General features: G+C 54.4%; 13 protein-coding genes and 1 tRNA gene. 10 read left to right on the forward strand and 4 right to left on the reverse strand.

Translation table 11 applies throughout. The features are described 5' to 3' along the window. The first annotated feature begins 83 nt into the window (after positions 1–83). From AB8W27_RS03060 to AB8W27_RS03085, 6 genes are all read left to right on the forward strand, one after another. Positions 84–923: a S9 family peptidase gene (locus tag AB8W27_RS03060; protein ID WP_015742513.1), complete on the forward strand. Its 840-nt coding sequence runs from the start codon at positions 84–86 to the stop codon at positions 921–923. Between the two features lie 423 nt (positions 924–1346). After that, positions 1347–3638, forward strand: a complete 2292-nt coding sequence (locus AB8W27_RS03065) for a type VI secretion system Vgr family protein (protein WP_015742511.1) — start codon at positions 1347–1349, stop codon at positions 3636–3638. A gap of 15 nt (positions 3639–3653) precedes the next feature. Further along, positions 3654–5672 carry a DUF3289 family protein gene (locus tag AB8W27_RS03070; protein ID WP_015742510.1) on the forward strand — a complete coding sequence of 673 codons (2019 nt, stop codon included), beginning with the start codon at positions 3654–3656 and terminating at the stop codon, positions 5670–5672. 1 nt (position 5673) lies between these two features. Then, entirely contained in the window at positions 5674–6165 is a 492-nt protein-coding gene (locus AB8W27_RS03075; RefSeq protein WP_015742509.1) for a hypothetical protein, read from the forward strand. Positions 6166–6490: 325 nt separating this feature from the next. Then, positions 6491–6724, forward strand: a complete 234-nt coding sequence (locus AB8W27_RS03080) for a hypothetical protein (protein ID WP_041923931.1) — start codon at positions 6491–6493, stop codon at positions 6722–6724. Between the two features lie 11 nt (positions 6725–6735). Continuing rightward, positions 6736–7713 (forward strand): type VI immunity family protein, encoded by a 978-nt coding sequence (locus tag AB8W27_RS03085; RefSeq protein WP_015742507.1) that lies wholly within the window; start codon positions 6736–6738, stop codon positions 7711–7713. Between the two features lie 276 nt (positions 7714–7989). Here the strand turns inward: AB8W27_RS03085 and AB8W27_RS03090 are convergent. Both AB8W27_RS03090 and AB8W27_RS03095 read right to left on the reverse strand, forming a co-directional pair. Beyond that, positions 7990–8065: transfer RNA gene (locus tag AB8W27_RS03090), tRNA-Phe, on the reverse strand. A gap of 112 nt (positions 8066–8177) precedes the next feature. After that, positions 8178–8897, reverse strand: a complete 720-nt coding sequence (locus AB8W27_RS03095; protein ID WP_015742506.1) for a DUF554 domain-containing protein — start codon at positions 8895–8897, stop codon at positions 8178–8180. 546 nt (positions 8898–9443) lie between these two features. Here AB8W27_RS03095 and AB8W27_RS03100 point away from each other — a divergent pair. After that, positions 9444–11582: an ornithine decarboxylase gene (locus tag AB8W27_RS03100; protein WP_015742504.1), complete on the forward strand. Its 2139-nt coding sequence runs from the start codon at positions 9444–9446 to the stop codon at positions 11580–11582. Between the two features lie 156 nt (positions 11583–11738). Here the strand turns inward: AB8W27_RS03100 and AB8W27_RS03105 are convergent, their stop codons facing one another. Further along, positions 11739–12437 (reverse strand): response regulator, encoded by a 699-nt coding sequence (locus AB8W27_RS03105; RefSeq protein WP_041923930.1) that lies wholly within the window; start codon positions 12435–12437, stop codon positions 11739–11741. Then, a complete protein-coding gene (locus AB8W27_RS03110; protein WP_041924209.1) occupies positions 12427–14061 on the reverse strand; it encodes a sensor histidine kinase in 1635 nt (544 codons plus the stop codon). The genes AB8W27_RS03105 and AB8W27_RS03110 overlap by 11 nt, the downstream gene beginning before the upstream one ends. Before the next feature lie 338 nt (positions 14062–14399). Between AB8W27_RS03110 and AB8W27_RS03115 the strand changes: the two genes are divergently transcribed. Genes AB8W27_RS03115 through citC form a run of 3 tightly spaced genes read left to right on the forward strand, consistent with a single transcriptional unit; the run spans position 14400 to position 17696 of the window. Continuing rightward, positions 14400–15764 carry a 2-hydroxycarboxylate transporter family protein gene (locus tag AB8W27_RS03115; protein ID WP_015742501.1) on the forward strand — a complete coding sequence of 455 codons (1365 nt, stop codon included), beginning with the start codon at positions 14400–14402 and terminating at the stop codon, positions 15762–15764. Positions 15765–15782: 18 nt separating this feature from the next. Further along, a complete protein-coding gene (locus tag AB8W27_RS03120; protein WP_015742500.1) occupies positions 15783–16646 on the forward strand; it encodes a fumarylacetoacetate hydrolase family protein in 864 nt (287 codons plus the stop codon). An 18-nt stretch (positions 16647–16664) separates the two neighbouring features. After that, on the forward strand, positions 16665–17696 hold the full coding sequence (citC, locus tag AB8W27_RS03125) for a [citrate (pro-3S)-lyase] ligase (protein WP_007764131.1): 1032 nt from the start codon (positions 16665–16667) through the stop codon (positions 17694–17696). The last annotated feature ends 1 nt before the right edge of the window (position 17697 follow it).

Here is a 17697-nt window from a genome sequence, read left to right on the forward strand (position 1 = left end):
ATAAGCGAGGCTTAACTATTTTCGGCGCACCCAATAAGGAACTTTAGAGTTTCGGTTAAATATAATTCTGGCGGATAAGAAAAATGGCGAAAAAAAACCTGTCTTTTACGCGTGTATTATTGATTGGTATGGCTTTATTGTTCGCGGGATGCGCCAGCCGGGATTATCGTGAAAGTGCGAGCGAGCTCGCAAAAAATCGTGGTTTCATTCGTGAGGAGATATCCGCGAACGGAATACCTCTTCTTACCTGGCAGCGTATCACGCCGCCTGTTACGCGCCTGCGGGTCTACATCGAGGGAGATGGCTTTGCCTGGGTGAGCCGCACGCGCCCCTCTGATGACCCGACGCCGCATAACCCTCTTGGCCTGACGCTGGCGGCGGCCGACCCGTCCGGTAACATTTTGTACCTGGCGCGACCGTGCCAGTTTATCGGGCCGCCGTTACCGTCCGCCTGTAACGTTCATCTCTGGACTGATAAACGCTTCTCATCAAACGTCGTTGAAGCCACGGATAAAGTCGTAAGTCAGGTTGTGCAGCGCTACCCGCAGGCCCGCATTGAACTGGTGGGTTATTCCGGGGGCGGGAACATTGCCGCGCTGCTTGCGGCGCGGCGCACGGACGTGGTTTCGCTGCGCACGGTGGCGGGGAACCTCGATGTCGCTTACGTCAATGCGCTGCACCGCGTTTCCGCGATGCCGGATGCGCAAAGCGCGGCAGACGTGGCTGTGAAACTTGCAAACCTGCCGCAAATGCATTTCAGCGGCGCGGATGACAGCACGGTGCCGCCCGCCGTCGCCAGGCGTTTTCAAAACGCCGTGGGCGAGCGCTGCGCGCAGGTTGAAGTGGTGCCGGGCATGGATCATGGCTCCGACTGGGCCGCGTTATGGCCAGGTTTACTGTTGAGCGCGCCGGTTTGCCGGTGAGTAAGAGATAACACGGGTGAGGGGTGAGGTCGTAGCGCTCGCTTCATTCACCGTTACGGTTAGCGTAAAACAGAGGGGGGTGAGGCGCGTAGCGCTGTCGTCATCACCTGACCGGAAAATCCTATTTTTAAATGACAGAAACAATAAAATAAATTTATTAATATATAAAAACATCTGACTGTTTTTTATGATGGTGGCAGGAAAGTACCGACTTAATCCTTTTATCAAAACATCGCCGCAATAGCGTATTAAAATTCAAATTATACTCCTTTTCATCTGTGTCCTTTTCCGAAAGTGGCTGCTGTGATAACGCGTGTTAGCGGCGAGTGGCTTGTTTTTATGACGTAATTTAAACAGAATAATTTTTATGTTTTTGAGGGGGGTAACGCCGCAAGCGTAATTATTACAGGGACATGTAAGCGAATGGAACATACAGCAATCACCAGCGCTCTTTCTTTATCGCTCTACCATCTTGATATTAATGACTGCCCGATAAAACCTGATGTGCTGATATTCAAAGGGCGAGAGGGGCTGAGTGAAGCCTTCTCATGGCGAATTGAATTTACCGCGCCGCAGACCGTTCAGCGTAAAGATGTTCTGATGAAATATGCCCGTTTTGATATGAATGGGCGAAAAACTATTTACGGTGTCATTACCCGTTTTGAGTGGCTTTCGACAAACGCTGACCAGTCTCATTATGCGGTCACGCTGCAATCCCGTCTCGCTTTACTCTCCCGCACCCGTCGCTGCGCCATATTTCAGAATCAATCCGTGCCTGAAGTCGTCGAACAGGTACTGCGGGCGCATGGCCTGGAAGGGCCGGATTTTGCGTTTCGGCTTTCTCGCGAATATCCGTGCCGCGACATCATTACCCAGTGGCGGGAAACCGACCTTGAATTTATTCAGCGGATCCTGGCCGAAGTGGGCATCTGGTTTCGCTTTGTCATGAACGACGCGACAGAACTCGATGTGGTGATTTTTGGCGACACGCAACTTCAGTATGAATTCGATATCCGGTTGCCTTACCGGGAGCCGTCCGGGCTGTCGGCGGAAGAAAGCGTCTGGGGCGTGCGTACCTGGCACACCGTCGTATCAGGGCTGGCTCATGTGAACCGTTATAACTACCGTAGCGCCACATCGCCCATGCAGGCGCAGGTTGCTGTGCGCAGTGAGGCGGTGACGACAGGCGAGCATTACCGCTATGGCGACATCTATCCCGAAGAGGGGGACGAGCACGATCCTGAACCCGCGACGGAGAGCGGCGCATTTTATGCGCGCATTGACCATGAGCGTGAACTGAACAAATCAACCCGCCTGCATCTTTTCAGCAACGCGCCACATCTGGCGCCCGGCCAGGTGCTGGAACCCCTGGGTGATGTCATCACCGCGCTGAAAAATGGCGTGCTGATGACCCTGCTGACATACCGGGGCGCGCGTGACTCCCGGCTGCATGTTTCGGTGTGGGGGCAACCGTACACTGAGCGTTACGGCTTTCGCCCGGATTGCCCGCCGCGCCCTGAAATTCACGGAACGCTGCCCGCCCATGTGGAAAGTCGGGAAAAACACGATATCTACGCTCATCTTGATGAGTATGGTCGTTACCGGGTCAGGCTTGATGTTGACCGCAGCGACAGCGATCCAGGTTTTGGCTACGCGTGGTTGAGAATGGCGAAGCCTTATACCGCCGAGGACGCAGGCTGGCATATGCCGCTTATCGACGGTACGGAGGTCGCGATCGCCTGGCGTCATGGCGATATCGATCAGCCCTACATCGCCCATGCGCTGCACGATTCTGAACATGCGGATGTGGTGAATCGCGACAACCGTAGCCAGAACATTCTGCGTACCGCAGGCGACAACGAGCTACGCATGGAAGACCGGCGCGGCGAAGAGCATATCGCGCTGACCACGCCTTATGGCGCGTCACAGCTTAATGAGGGGCATGTCGTCGACGCGCAGGGAAAACCGCGGGGCGCGGGCTTTGAGCTGCGTACCGATGAGTATGGCGTCATTCGCGTGGCGAAAGGGCTGTTCATCACCGCCGAAGGGCAGGCCAGAGCCGCAGGCGAAGTGCTGGACATGGAAACGGCCCTGAAAGAGATCACGCTTTGTCTGCAACAGATTGAAGAGCTTGGTCGCGCCGCAGAGCAGGCGCAGGCATTACAGGCGGATATCGCCAGCCAGACCGTCATGTTTAACGAGCGCCTCAAGCCGCTTAACCAGATGATTCATGCCCATGGCCCGCAAGGCGTGGCGTTTACCAGCGGTGAGCATATGCAGCTTGCCGCCGCGAAAAACGTGGCCATCAATGCCGGGGGCGATATCAGTGTCGGCGTGATGGGGAACATGACAGCGCTGACGGGAGACAAACTCGGCCTGTTTGCCCACACCGGCCCGCTGAGCCTGAAATCCAGCGAGGGACCCGTCGAGATGCAGGCACAGAACGGCAGGATGAGCCTGGCGGCCCAGAAGACGCTGACGATGACCTCCACCCGCGATATTTCCTTTGCCGGCAAGAAGCGCATCACGCTTATCGGCGGCGGCAGCTACCTGAAAATAGAACAAGGGAAAATCGAATATGGCACGACCGCGGTGTATCTGCGCAGGGTGCCGCGAACGTATGTGGGGGCGGCTACTGCGATGGCCGTTGATTTGCCTTCACACAATAGCGTTGAGGAAATGCCTGTGCCACTCAACGCATTTTTATTTTCATAAGCAAGGAGTTCGCTAATGCATATTTCACCGCCAATTTTATTTCCCCGTAAGGATGATGAAGATTATGCCTCCTGGGTTATGCGCACTATGCCTGTCGACCCGGCTCGGGGTTTCCCTGTAAATGGCGTTGAGTCATGGCATGGCGGAATTCACATTCCTCATACTGATTCAGGCGTGTTCGCTAACCCGCTGAGGGCGGTTGCTGATGGTGTGGTTGTCTGGGCAACCTATCCGGCTTCATTAGAGCAACGAGGCACGAAACCTCTCAACTATGAGGGTGCTACGGATAACGGTTGTGTGCTTATCCGCCATGAAATGCTGATTGGTGAAATTCCGGAAACCTGCGTGTTTTATTCACTCACAATGCATATGAAACAGGTGCGCCCCGAAATTCTGAGCAAGTCTGGTATTAACGTCAGACGGGGGCAGATTATTGGCACTACAGGTATGGTTGGTGGACGTAACGCTTACCATTTTCAGATATGCTGCTCTGCTGAAATGTTGAAGGTAATTTGTGGTCGTGACCGCGGCTATCTGGACATTAGTGCTTCGAGTAGAGTGGCATCTCGCTACGGTAATCGCTACTTTTATTTTCCTGTGGCAACGCCTGTATATAATGGAAACTCGCCTTATGAATTATCACTCTTCCCATTTTGTCACACCTCCATAGATCTCTATATTGTCCATGAAGGCTCGAAAACACGGACGATGCGTAAGGTTGATGAAAGTTACGAATTAGTGGGAGAAACGGCGATAGCTGTGGACTATATTTGCGAGCCTACACCGGTCATCAGAGGATATGAAATATACAGTGAGTGGGTTAAGGTGATTTACCCTGGCGGCGAGGGATGGGTGGATGTATCCTCACCTAAAATTAAGACCTGGACAGATGCTGATTTCCCGGACTGGGCCGGATGGATTCTTGTAGACGATGATTTAACCCCAGACAGCCAATGCAATTCAAAAATAGTAAAAGAAGCTCGGGAGAAACGGTATACGAATTTCACCCGGTTTATTTGTAAATTTCCCCTGGAGTGGGACTTTTCATCATTTGATGCACGATTTTCATGGTTAAAAAAGCCAAATACGTCGCTCTCTGAACCCATGAATGATAATAGTTACACGGCCCTAAAGGAATATGTGAAGGCGTTATCTTTTTTTGAAAAACTGCCAGCTAGTATTCAGAGCGAGTTAACTGGCCAGGTCTGGCATTTCGATCCCCGAGGCCTGATTATTCAACTACAGAAAGCAGAGCGCCGGCTCATCTATTCCAGTGCTAATAGTATTAAGCATAAAAAAATGAATGATTTCACGGTTGATGATATGCGACACGGTGATTTAACCAAAGAGCAGATCCTTGAGCAGGGAAAGGTAAACAAGATCAATATTTCTGGTAAGGAGCTTAAGAAGACTTTCTTTAAATTTGAAAAAACATTGGAAGAGCATTTCGCCACAATGGACGATATGGCTGAATGGACTGCTTGGGGGGAATATTCTCCGTTGATTAGAATTATGCTTGAAAAATTTAGACGGAATGAAGGCGGGATATTGAAGCATGAGCTTCTTAATAAAGCTTTTTTAGAGCATAAGACCACTAAGCTATGCGTTGATGAAATTAAAAACCAGATCAGTAACAGATTAAATGAAAATAATTTTAAATCATTATCCAGGTTGGATCTGAAGAGTTTGACTAACGACATAGGGAGCCGAATAAAGCTTCCAAAATTTGATGATTACGATTGGGTTAATGGACTCGGCATCACTATTCATGATACATATTCAACAAACATATACATTGATGAACTAGATGTTTTTGATGCTAACGTTGATATGCCAAATCGCGTAACTTTCAAAGCACGACTGTCATTTTGCATTCAGGATCATTTTGGCCTTGATATAGCAGATATGAATGGTAAAGGGTTTGAAGTTATACCTTGGTTTTGCTCATGGTTTATCTTGCAACGTTACCAGCACTATGGCTTCAAGCCATTTATTAATGAGGCGAATTTTAGCGTTTGGGTTGAAGGGAACTAGCATGAGGAAATTAAATTTGGTGTCTGTTTTCATAGTAACATGCGCCTTTTATGTGTTCTATGTTTTTTATCTAAGGCAAGGGGGGGTAAGCAACATCTACCAGCAAAGTCAATATAATGACATCTGGGGGGAAACTTGTAAGTCCACGGTGGTAGTAGTTGACAATGCGCCTTTGTCGAGAATTTCTTTAAAAAGAATGTGGTTACGTTTTAGTGAAGGTATTATTAATGATTGGGCTCCTCTCAATAATTACTGCGACAGCATACTTTTTATAGATAATAAATTGAGGACACCCTATGATAAAAGTGAATTGGATTATTGGATGGGGGATGACTATTATTGTTTAAAAGGTAAATTAAATAATGACCAGTGTTTGCCTAAAGAGAGCCAAATTTTTGTTATCCAGCTAAGGACGTCTACGGAGGATGACGAGAAGGTAGGAGTTGTTGGTGATAAAAATATTTATATTCATTTCATCAAGTATGGTGGCTAAGGTTAATTTTAATATGTAAGCATTTTATTTAAACAAAACTAAAAATAAAAGCATTGTACTAAAAATGCTGGTCTCGATATTTCCTTTGTCGGCAATAAGCGCATCACGCTTATCGGCGGCGGCAGCTACCTGAAAATCGAATATGGCACGAGGAGTTTCGCCAGGTACAACACCATTTCTACCAGCTTGCCGGCGACTACTGGGTGCCCCCTGCGGGCATGGAGGTCAATATCTTAAAACCACAGCAAGATGCCAGGGTCATCGCCTGGCAGGTGCAGGAGCGGGAGCGAGCCCCCGGGTTTCTCGGGGCATTGCTGGGGGGCAAATGGTTGTTATACCCGCCACGGCAGGCGTGGGAGCTGCCGCTGTAGCTGTAGCGACGGGAGAAAGCCTGACGGGCATGATTGCCGGGACTGCGGTGCGGTATACCAGAACGGCAACTACTTTTTTGCTGCCAGCAGGCGGCCTCGGCATGGCGACGGCGGCTGAACCTGAAGAACAGCCATCAAATACATTTACCCTGAAGCAAGCTCAGGATTTTGTTTACTGGCCCGATTAAGGAGCGGATAAATGGATTTTTTTGAGAAATTTAAGCAGGCCGAATACGATTTTACTTACGGTGCGGAGGATGACCCGGAACATCATAACGCCTTACAGGTGGGTTTAGTGGCATGGTTTTACCTGGATAAAGGATATACCAAAGAAAACCGGGCCAGAATTGCTGAAGCCTGGCAACTGTACCACAATGAGTTCGGTGCGAAATTAAAGTGGGGATATATTGATGATCCTAATAAAGATAAAAATTACAACGCAGCCTTAGCTAAAAAATTGAAAGGAGTAATCGCTGACAGTTTTGGTGATGATTTTTATTTTCACTGGTATTCGGATAAAGGGTTCCGTTATGCCAGTGACTACTCGGTAAGCGCTGGATCTCCGGCTGGCTGGTATGAAATGGTTCATAGGCGTATGAGTTATTTTTGTTTTTATTTACCAGTTGCAGAGTTAGTAAAAAAGGAAGAACTTAAAAATTTGCTCATCCGGTTTTGCACGATTTTAGATCCCGTCCATGGTTTAATGGGTTTAGGTGTGCAGCAATGTCAGGAGGAAGAACGATACCAACATTTAGAATATGATCTTGCTCAGGAGTTCATTGGTATAGATATTCCAGGTGGACGTACCGACAAACAGTTAAGGACGGGCCTACGCTCCGTTAACTGGTATACCTTTTTTAGCAATGAATGGCTAAGTAAATTGGGTGGGATTCAGTATTTACGTAGCGCTCTCAGTAACCCGCCGATTGAAATAATAAACTATGATACTGGCGTTATTATCCGCGCGGGAGAATGGCCGGAGTTAGGCTGGGTTAAGGATAACCCATACCCTGAACTGTACGTGAAAGTGAATAAGGTGCTTAAACCTATTCGGGCACCAGAATTGGATAGTATGGGTTATGGATCGATTGCCGGTGAAATCCGTTTTGACGGCAGCTCAACTGCCCGGTGGCTTGCCCGTTTTGATGTAGACCTTCCGCCGCTTGCCACTCTTTGAGCAATTTGCCGAACCCTTAAACCTCATACAGCGAATCATCGAACGTGTTCGCGGGAGAGTCATTTTCCCAAAAAGCAAAAACCCAGCCATAGGCTGGGTTCTTTAAATGAGTGGTGCCCGGACCGGACAAAAACGCCGGGAGCGTTTTTGCACAGCGCACCGCGCTGCCCGCAGGGCGAGTCGCAGGGATGCGACGAGTGAATCGAACGCAGTTCGATGAAGAGTCCGGCTCGCCAAAAGCAAAAACCCGCCTTGTGGGCGGGTTCTTTAAATGAATGGTGCCCGGACTCGGAATCGAACCAAGGACACGGGGATTTTCAATCCCCTGCTCTACCGACTGAGCTATCCGGGCAACGGGGCGCATTAAACCCGATTCACCTTTCGACGTCAACGAAATTCCGCGAATTCTGCGCCATCCGCCCATTCCTGCGCCACTTTGTTTGCGAAATAGTCATTTCACCGCGTTACGCGAAGAAACGCGTCCAGAGCGCTGAAAGGGGCATAGAAATCAACAGCGCAGGTAACAGATTGACCACCGCAAACATCTTGATGCCGCAGATGCGCAGGCCCGTCGCCAGCAACAACAGACCGCCCGTCGCGGTGAAATCGCCCATCATCGCGGGCGTCGTCAGCGGCAGGATAAATACCGCGCCGGCGGCGAGCGTTAGCTGGATGAGCAGCATCGGGATGGAGATCGCCGCGACGGCGGCGCCAAGCGTCGTGGCGAAAATCGTGGCGGTAAAAAAATCAAGAAACGCCTTGGCGATAAGCAGGCTGTTATCGCCGGTCATGCCTTCGCGCATCGCCCCAAAAATGCCGGTTCCGCTCGCGCAAAACAGCACGATGATCGCCACAAAACTCTGGACGAAATTATCCTGCGCGGGCCGCGCGTTTTTACCGGGCCGTAACCGGCGCGCCACGCCGTTCAGGCCATGCACCAGATTCACGATCCCTTTTTCGATGTAGCAAAGCTCGCCAATCAGCGCGCCGAGCAGCATCGAGAGCACCATCACCGGCAGGTTCACACACTTCACTACCAGCAAAATGCCAATACCGAGCGACGCCAGCCCGAAAATGGAGGGCATCGAACTGCGCAGCCGCTCGGGAAGCCGCTGGCTTAACGCCGCGCCAAGCAATCCGCCCAGCAGCACTGCCGCCGCATTGATAAAAGGTCCGGTTACCACATTGTGCTCCTGCTTAAGTCTGTGTCGCGATGGGGGTCAGCATAAGCCCGATGTCAGGTGGAGAAAAGCGCGCCTGATAAAGGCATTTTTATGCGTGTCTTATGCTTACTTATTTTAACGGTTTATTTAATCTCATAATAATCAAAATGATAAAAAACGAGCGGATTAAAATCATGCTTAAAAAAGCGATATTCTCTCCGCGCTGCCTTGCCCCGCGCGGCGTAAGGTGACATGATTGCGCGACTTTTCTCCACCAGACAGGGTATGCCGCTATGACCGCGCGTTTGCTATCAGCCGTCATTTCTTCGCGACATTGCACAATGCCGCGCGCCCGTCATGTCTGTCCGCCATACTTCCCCATGCCCACCATGCGGTGAGGCCACCGTACGCTCACTGCCGGACAACAGTAAAACCAGGCGCGTTCTGCTTTTACTGATGTCTCGCGGTCGGAGCTGGTAACCAGTCAGGCCATCATCGTTTCGCCGGGATACCGTCCCGTTGCCGTGCCCGAAGGCGCTTACACCGACACTCAGGGTTTTTGTGCTTATGAAATCGTTAAAAATTGCCGCCAGCCACGCCGTGGCTCCTCTGCTTTCGACGTCCCGCGATGTGGTGGGGCTCGATGGCACCGACTTTACCGACGTGGCCGCCGTGGTGCTCTCTGTGGCCGATACGCGCAGCGGCATTCTCGCGCTGCTTAAGCGCACCGGGTTTAACCTGCCGGTTTTTGTGTATCTTCAGAACGGCGAAAGCTGCGACGCGCCGGTCAGCGGCACGCTCACGGGAACGTCGCAAGAGTTCCTGGCGCTTGAAACCGCCGCACTCGCGTATGAAGAAAATCTGCTGCCGCCGTTTTTCGACACGCTCACACAGTATGTGGAGATGCAGAACAGCACCTTCGCGTGCCCTGGCCACCAGCACGGCGAGTTCTTTAAAAAGCACCCGGCGGGCAGGCAGTTTTATGATTTCTTTGGTGAAAACGTGTTTCGCGCCGATATGTGCAACGCCGACGTCAAACTGGGCGATTTGCTGATCCACGAAGGCTCCGCCAAACACGCGCAGAAATTTGCCGCGAAAGTGTTTCACGCCGATAAAACCTATTTCGTGCTGAACGGCACGTCGGCGGCCAATAAAGTCGTGACCAACGCGCTGCTGACGCAGGGCGATCTGGTGCTGTTCGATCGTAATAACCATAAATCGAACCATCACGGGGCGCTGATCCAGGCCGGCGCCACGCCGGTCTATCTCGAAGCGGCGCGTAACCCGTTCGGGTTTATCGGCGGGATCGACGAGCGCTGTTTCGACGAAGCGTATTTGCGTGAGCTGATTGCCGAAGTGGCGCCGTCGCGCGCGCAGGAGGCGCGTCCGTTCCGTCTGGCGGTGATCCAGCTCGGCACTTACGACGGCACCGTCTATAACGCCCGTCAGGTGGTGGATAAAATCGGCCACCTCTGCGACTACATCCTGTTTGATTCCGCGTGGGTCGGCTACGAACAGTTTATCCCGATGATGGCCGACTGCTCGCCGCTGCTGCTGGATCTCAATGAAAACGATCCGGGGATTTTCGTCACGCAGTCCGTACATAAACAGCAGGCCGGGTTCTCGCAGACGTCGCAGATCCACAAAAAAGATAACCATATCCGCGGTCAGGCGCGTTTTTGCCCGCACAAGCGGCTCAATAACGCCTTTATGCTACACGCCTCGACAAGCCCGTTTTATCCGCTGTTCGCGGCGCTGGATGTGAACGCCAAAATCCACGAAGGGGAGAGCGGCAAGCGGCTGTGGGCCGAGTGCGTGGCGCTTGGGATCGAGGCGCGTAAGGCGATCATCGCCAACTGCCGGATGATCAAACCGTTTATCCCGGATACGGTGGCGGGGCGGCCATGGCAGGATCATCCGACAGACGCGATTGCCCGCGAGCGACGCTTTTTCAGCTTTGAGCCGGGCGCGGCGTGGCACGGTTTCGCCGGTTACGCGCGCGAGCAATATTTTGTGGACCCGTGCAAGCTGCTACTCACCACGCCCGGTATCGATGCCGAAACTGGCGAGTACAGCGATTTCGGCGTCCCGGCGGCGATCCTTGCCAATTACCTGCGAGAAAACGGCATCGTGCCGGAAAAAGCGGATCTTAACTCGATCCTGTTTTTGCTCACACCCGCCGAAAGCGCGCAGAAGATGGCGCATCTGGTCGCGATGCTGGCGCGCTTCGAGCAGCATATTGAAGACGACACGCCGCTTGCCGACGTGTTGCCGACGATTTGCCAGAAATACCCGGTGCGCTATAAAGGCTACACGCTGCGCCAGCTCTGTCAGGAGATGCATAACCTGTACGTGAGTTTTGACGTCAAGGCGTTGCAGCGCGCGATGTTCCGTAAAGCGGAGCTGCCGCAGGCGGTGATGAACCCGCAACAGGCGAATATCGAATACATTCGCGGCAACGTGGAGCTGGTGCGTCTGAGCGAGGCCGAAGGGCGCGTGGCGGCGGAAGGCGCGCTGCCGTATCCGCCGGGCGTGTTGTGCGTGGTGCCAGGCGAAGTATGGGGCGGCGCGGCGTTGCGTTATTTCCTGGCGCTGGAAGAGGGCGTGAACCTGTTACCGGGTTTTTCGCCGGAGTTGCAGGGCGTTTACAGCCAGACCGACCCGGACGGCATTAAGCGGTTGTACGGGTATATGTTGCGGGCGTAAGGCGTTATTGGACGGGGCGCGTTATGGGATGGCGGGTGCGCGTTGCTTACCCGCCCTACAATCAGGGCGTCGTTTTACGTAGGGCGGGTAAGCGCAGCGCACCCGCCATAAAACCGGCCCCGCCGAAAAACCATACCTGCCATAAAAAACCAAAAATCACGCTTCTCCATCCGCCCGGCGGTACAGCCGCCGCGGGTGCCCAATCTTGCCGTATAACATCTCCACCGTCAGAAACCCGCTCTCCACGCAGTGCTCCAGATACCGTCGCGTGGTGGTTTTGCTTAGGCCCGTCGCGCTCACCACGTCATCAACTGAAAAAATCTGCTCGCGGCTGTCTACAAACAGCCGCTGCACCAGCGTCAGCGTACTCTCCTCAATCCCCTTTGCGCCGGAGTCTGGCCGGAAGCTACGCGCCTGCAACTGATACAGCGAATCCACATTCTGCTGATCCACAATCTTCCACACCCGCTGCTGCTCGCGAAACTGCACAAAGCGCTCCAGCGAGTGGTTCAGGCGCTTCCACGACACTGGCTTTAACAGATAATCGAACGCGCCGTTGCGGATAGCCTGGCTACAGGTGTCCATGTCGCTCGCGGCGGTAATGAAAATGACCGAACAGGCGCTGTTCTTGAGCGTCAGGCTCTCCGTCAGCGTAATGCCTTTGCCGTCCGGCAGATAATTATCCAGCAACACCAGATGTGGGCGCTTGTCGCGGATCTGCCGCTCGGCGTCGGCGAGCGTCGCCGCCATGCCCACCAGCCGCAAATACGGGTGCTGCTTCACCATTTCGGCGTGCAGCGCCGCCAGCTGGTTTTCATCTTCCACAATCAGTACGTCGGTCATCTCAGGTGGCATAATCAGGTTCTCCCTGCGGTTGGGCCGGACGAACGTCAGGCGCGTCAGGAATAAAAAGTGAGAAAATCGTGCCGCGCGGCGTATTCACTGATACTTCCAGCGTCCCGCCCGCGAGCTTCACATAGCTGGCGATAAGATGCAGGCCGATACCGTGATCGCCGCGGCGTTTGGTGGTAAAACCCGGCTCGAAGATCCTGTCGCGAAGCGCGGGCGCGATCCCCACACCGCGATCCGCCACTTCGATGATCAACTCTCGCTCATTCAGGCGGATCAATACCTCGACCGGATCGTGCGGCGCTTCAGCGCGCTGGGTGGCTTCGATGGCGTTATCCAGCAGATTGCCGATAACCGAAATCAGCTCCGCCTCGCCAAGCCCGCGGAACGCGCGCGCCATTTCGCAGGCCGGATCAAAGGACAGCGTCACGCCTTTCTCCCGCGCTCTGGCGCATTTGCCAATCAGCAGGCCGCATAAGGTAGGCGAACGAAACCGCCCGGAGATAAAATCGAGCAGCTCCTGGGTATGCTCGGTCTGGGCCTGAATATAGCCCAGCGCCTGGTCGTAATGGCCCAGATGCAGCAGCCCCGCGAGCGTCGACATCCGGTTCAACTGCTCGTGGCGAAGAATGCGCAGGTTATCCGCGTAGCGTTTCACCTGGCTTAGCTGCACGCTCAGGCTGTCGATATCCTTGCGATCGCGAAACGTAATCACCCAGCCCTGCAGCTCGCCTTCCAGCAGAATGCGCACCCGGCTTGCGATCACTGTCAGATGGTTGAACACGCAAATCTCATCATGCGTGTCGTTTTCCAGCATCACCTGCGGCGAGAAAAAAGAGACCGGGTTCAGTACCGCCTCCAGCGGCTGCCCGCGCAGCGAACGCGACGACACGTTCAGCCCCAGCAGCCGCTTGGCGGCGCGGTTAATCACCGCGATGCGCGAATGTTCGTCGATGGCGATAACGCCTTCGTAGATGGATTCCATCAGCGCCTTTTGCTGGCGCACCAGCAGCCCGATTTCTCGCGGCTCCAGAAAAAACATCTGTTTTTTAATGCTGCGGGTGAAGAACCACGAAAAGATAAACAGCGCCAGCAGCAGTAGCAGCGCGCCAATCAGGATATTCACCACTTTGCCAAGCGTAATGGTGTCGAGATAGCTGGTCAGATAGCCGACCGAGACAACGCCGATGACGTTACCCTGCTCGTCAAAAATCGGCGCTTTGCTGCGCAGCGACACCCCAAGCCCGCCCCGGCGAATGCTGGTAATGGTTTTGCCTTCCAGGACTTCCTGATTATCGCCGCCGATAAGCGGCGTGCCGATGCGGTCATGAAAGACAGAATGAAACAGGTGCAGACCTTTCTCATCGCCAATAACCATAAAGCTGGCGTCGCTGTGACGCGCCATGCCCGTCATAAAGGTATTAATCGCCGGAATATTACGTTGCCTGACGGCTTCGCGTAATGACGGAATGAGAGAAATCTCTTCCGCCTGTATTCTCGCGCGGCTGCTCATCTCCTGATAAAGCTGGCGGCTGACGTCGAGATAATAATAAACGCCGAGCGCCGTAAACAATACGGAGAAGAATATGATGAGATGAATAAATAACTTAATACGAAAGGAAAACTTCATCATTCATTGGCGCGCCGGAATGCAAACAGTAGAGAACTGTACCATTTTTTCAGGCGCTTACCGGAACGGCGCCTGAAACTTGTGATCCCCTGCACATGGCATAGCGCGCGGCGGTAACTGTTTACCCGCGTTACGTTTTTAGGCCGAAAAAAGGCCGCGCTGAATAAACGCCATAAAAACCACGCCTGTAAATTATGCGTGGATCACATCGTGTTAATTAAAACCATAAACGCCATAGGTGCCATTAAATTACCGGTATTGATTCGGCCTTCCTCACAAATTGTAAGGGTAACCTCTTTTAGGCTTAACGGGAAATATAACTACGGAGCTTAATAACAATGAGCACAACCGATGATTCTTACGTTGTACCCCGCACCCCGTCTGATACGAAGCCAATATCACTGAAAGAAAAGTGGTGGCATATCATGGATTCCTGGAAAATCGGGATTATTCCACTGCCGCTGTTTGTCCTCTCCGGCGCGCTTATCGCCATTGACTGCCTGGGCGGCAAACTGCCGAGCGATATCGTGGTGATGGTCGCCACGCTCGCGTTCTTCGGCTTCGCCTGCGGCGAGTTCGGCAAGCGCCTGCCGGTGGTCGGCAAAATGGGCGCGGCGGCGATTTGCGCCACCTTCATCCCCTCCGCGCTGGTCTATTACGGCTGGCTGCCGGATGTGGTCGTGGAATCCACCACCAAATTCTATAAATCCACCAACATTCTCTATCTCTACATCTGCTGCATTATCGTCGGCAGCATCATGAGCATGAACCGCACCACGCTGATTCAGGGCTTTCTGCGCATTTTCTTCCCGATGCTGTGCGGCGAAATCGTCGGCATGCTGGTGGGGATGGGCGTGGGCATCGCGCTGGGCATGGATCCGTTCCAGATCTTCTTCTTCCTGATCCTGCCTATCATGGCGGGCGGCGTGGGCGAAGGGGCGATCCCGCTTTCCATCGGTTACGCGACGCTGCTGCATATGGATCAGGGCGTGGCGCTGGGCCGCGTGCTGCCTATCGTTATGCTCGGCAGCCTTACCGCGATTATCATCGCCGGTTGCCTTAATCAGCTTGGCAAACGCTACCCGCACCTGACCGGCGAAGGCGAACTGATGCCGGATCGCGGCGACAAACCGCAAACCCAGACGCTGGCCACCGCCTTTAGCGGCAAGGCTGACGTCACCACTATTGCCTCCGGCGCGCTGCTGGCGGTCCTGCTCTACATGCTCGGTATGCTCGGCCATAAACTGACTGGCCTGCCTGCGCCGGTTGGCATGCTGTTTATCGCGGTCTTTATCAAGCTGGCGCATGGCGTTTCTCCGCGCCTGCTGGAAGGCTCGCAGGTGGTCTACAAATTCTTCCAGATCTCAGTCACCTACCCGATCCTCTTCGCCGTCGGCGTGGCGATCACCCCGTGGGAAGAGCTGATGCACGCCTTTACGCTCAACAACCTGCTGGTGATTGTCAGCACCGTGTCGGCGCTGGTGGCGACGGGCTTTTTCGTCGGCAAGAAAATCGGCATGCATCCGATTGATGTGGCCATCGTCTCCTGTTGCCAGAGCGGGCAGGGCGGTACTGGCGACGTCGCCATTCTTACTGCGGGCAACCGCATGACCTTAATGCCTTTCGCTCAGATTGCCACCCGCATCGGCGGCGCGATTAACGTCTCGCTCTCCCTGCTGGTGCTGAGCAATTTCCTTATTTAATCCTCAGGATACGTTGTTATGAAACTTGCGAGTTATCTCCATCAGGGCCGCCGCAGCTACGGCATTGTCACGGATAAAGGCGTGGTGGATCTCGGCTCTCGTCTCGGGGCGCATTATGCGGATCTCAAAACGCTGCTGGCGCAGGACGCGCTGGACAAGGCGCGTGGCTACGCCGATGCGCCCGCCGATATGGCGCTCAGCGACGTGATGTTTTTACCGGTTATCGAACAGCCGGAGAAGATCCTCTGTGTGGGCATGAATTACGCCGAGAAACGCAAAGAGTTTGACCAGCACAACCCGGCGCCGACGCTGTTTGTTCGCTTCCCCGATTCGCAGACCGGCCATAACGCGCCGGTGCTCAAACCGCGCCACTCCAGCGAGTTTGATTACGAAGGGGAGCTTGCGGTGATCATCGGGCGCGGCGGCGAGAACATCGCGCGCGAGGCGGCGCTCTCGCACGTGGCGGGCTACAGCTGCTACATGGACGGTTCGGCGCGCGACTGGCAGCACACCTGGTTTACGGCGGGTAAAAACTGGCGGCAGACCGGCGCGTTCGGCCCGTGGATGACAACCGCCGATGAGATCCCCGATCCGCACCAGCTCGCCATCCGCACCTGGCTTAACGGACGCATGGTGCAGGATGACAACACCCGCAGCATGATCCACGGCGTGGCGGAGCTTATCGAGTACATCAGCACCTTCACCCGCTTAAGCGCAGGCGATGTGATCATCACCGGATCGCCTGGCGGCGTCGGTAAAAAACGCACGCCGCCGCTCTTTATGAAGCCGGGCGACAAAATCGAGGTGGAGATCGAGCGGATCGGTCATCTGTGCAATGTGATAGCCGAAGCGCCCGTCGCGCAACCGGCGCCTGCCCACTAAGCGAAGCCGGACGGACGTATGAGCAATCTGGAACTGGTCACCGTGGCGCTCGCCCGCCAGCCGCAGGAGAAAACGCGCGTCGCGGCGTTTCTCGCCAGCCATCAACTGGGGATGGATGAGGACGTCACGCATGTCGTGGTTGCCGTGGCGCAGGGCGATATCGCGGGCTGCGCGGGGCTTGCGGGCAACGTGATTAAAGGCGTGGCGGTGGATGAGCGCTGGCGCGGCGAAAACCTTAGCGCCCGTCTGCTGGTAGAGGTGGAAAACCTGGCGATGAGCCTCGGCCACTTTCATCTGTTTCTCTGCACGCGTCCGTACAACCTGGAGCGCTTTCGCCGCTGCGGCTTCTGGCCGCTCGCGCAGTGCGACGACATCGCGGCGCTTCTTGAAAACACGCCCTCCGGCATCCGCCGTTACTGCCAGCAGCTCGGCAGGCTGAAACAGCCCGGCGCGCGTATCGGCGCGGTAGTGATGAACGCCAACCCGTTTACGCTCGGCCACCGTTTTCTGGCCGAACAGGCGGCGAGTGCGAGTGACTGGCTGCACCTCTTTGTGGTGCGCGAAGAGGCGTCGTTTTTCCCTTACCGCGAACGGCTCGCGATGGTGCGGGCAGGCGTCGCGCATCTGCCGAACGTCACGGTGCACGAAGGCTCGGCGTATCTCATTTCACGCGCCACCTTTCCGGGCTACTTCCTCAAGGAGCGCGGGCTGGTGGAGCAGGCCTGGAGCGGGCTGGATTTGCAGATTTTCCGCCGCTATATCGCGCCGGCGCTCGGCATTAACCGACGCTTCGTCGGCAGCGAGCCGTTCTGCCCGGTGACGCGCGCCTACAACCAGGCCATGCACACGTGGCTTGAGCGCGCGCCGGTGAGCGCGCCGCCGGTAGACGTTATCGAAATTCCACGACTTAGCCACGCCGCGGGCGAGGCGATTTCCGCATCCGAAGTGCGCCGCCTGCTCAGGGCGCAGCATTTTTCTTCGATTCGCGAACGGGTGCCGGACAGCACTTACGCCCTTCTTACGCAACGTTATCGCGCTGAAGTGGCCTGAA

The sequence above is a fragment of the Cronobacter turicensis genome (assembly GCF_041222865.1).
GTDB classification, from domain to species: domain Bacteria; phylum Pseudomonadota; class Gammaproteobacteria; order Enterobacterales; family Enterobacteriaceae; genus Cronobacter; species Cronobacter turicensis.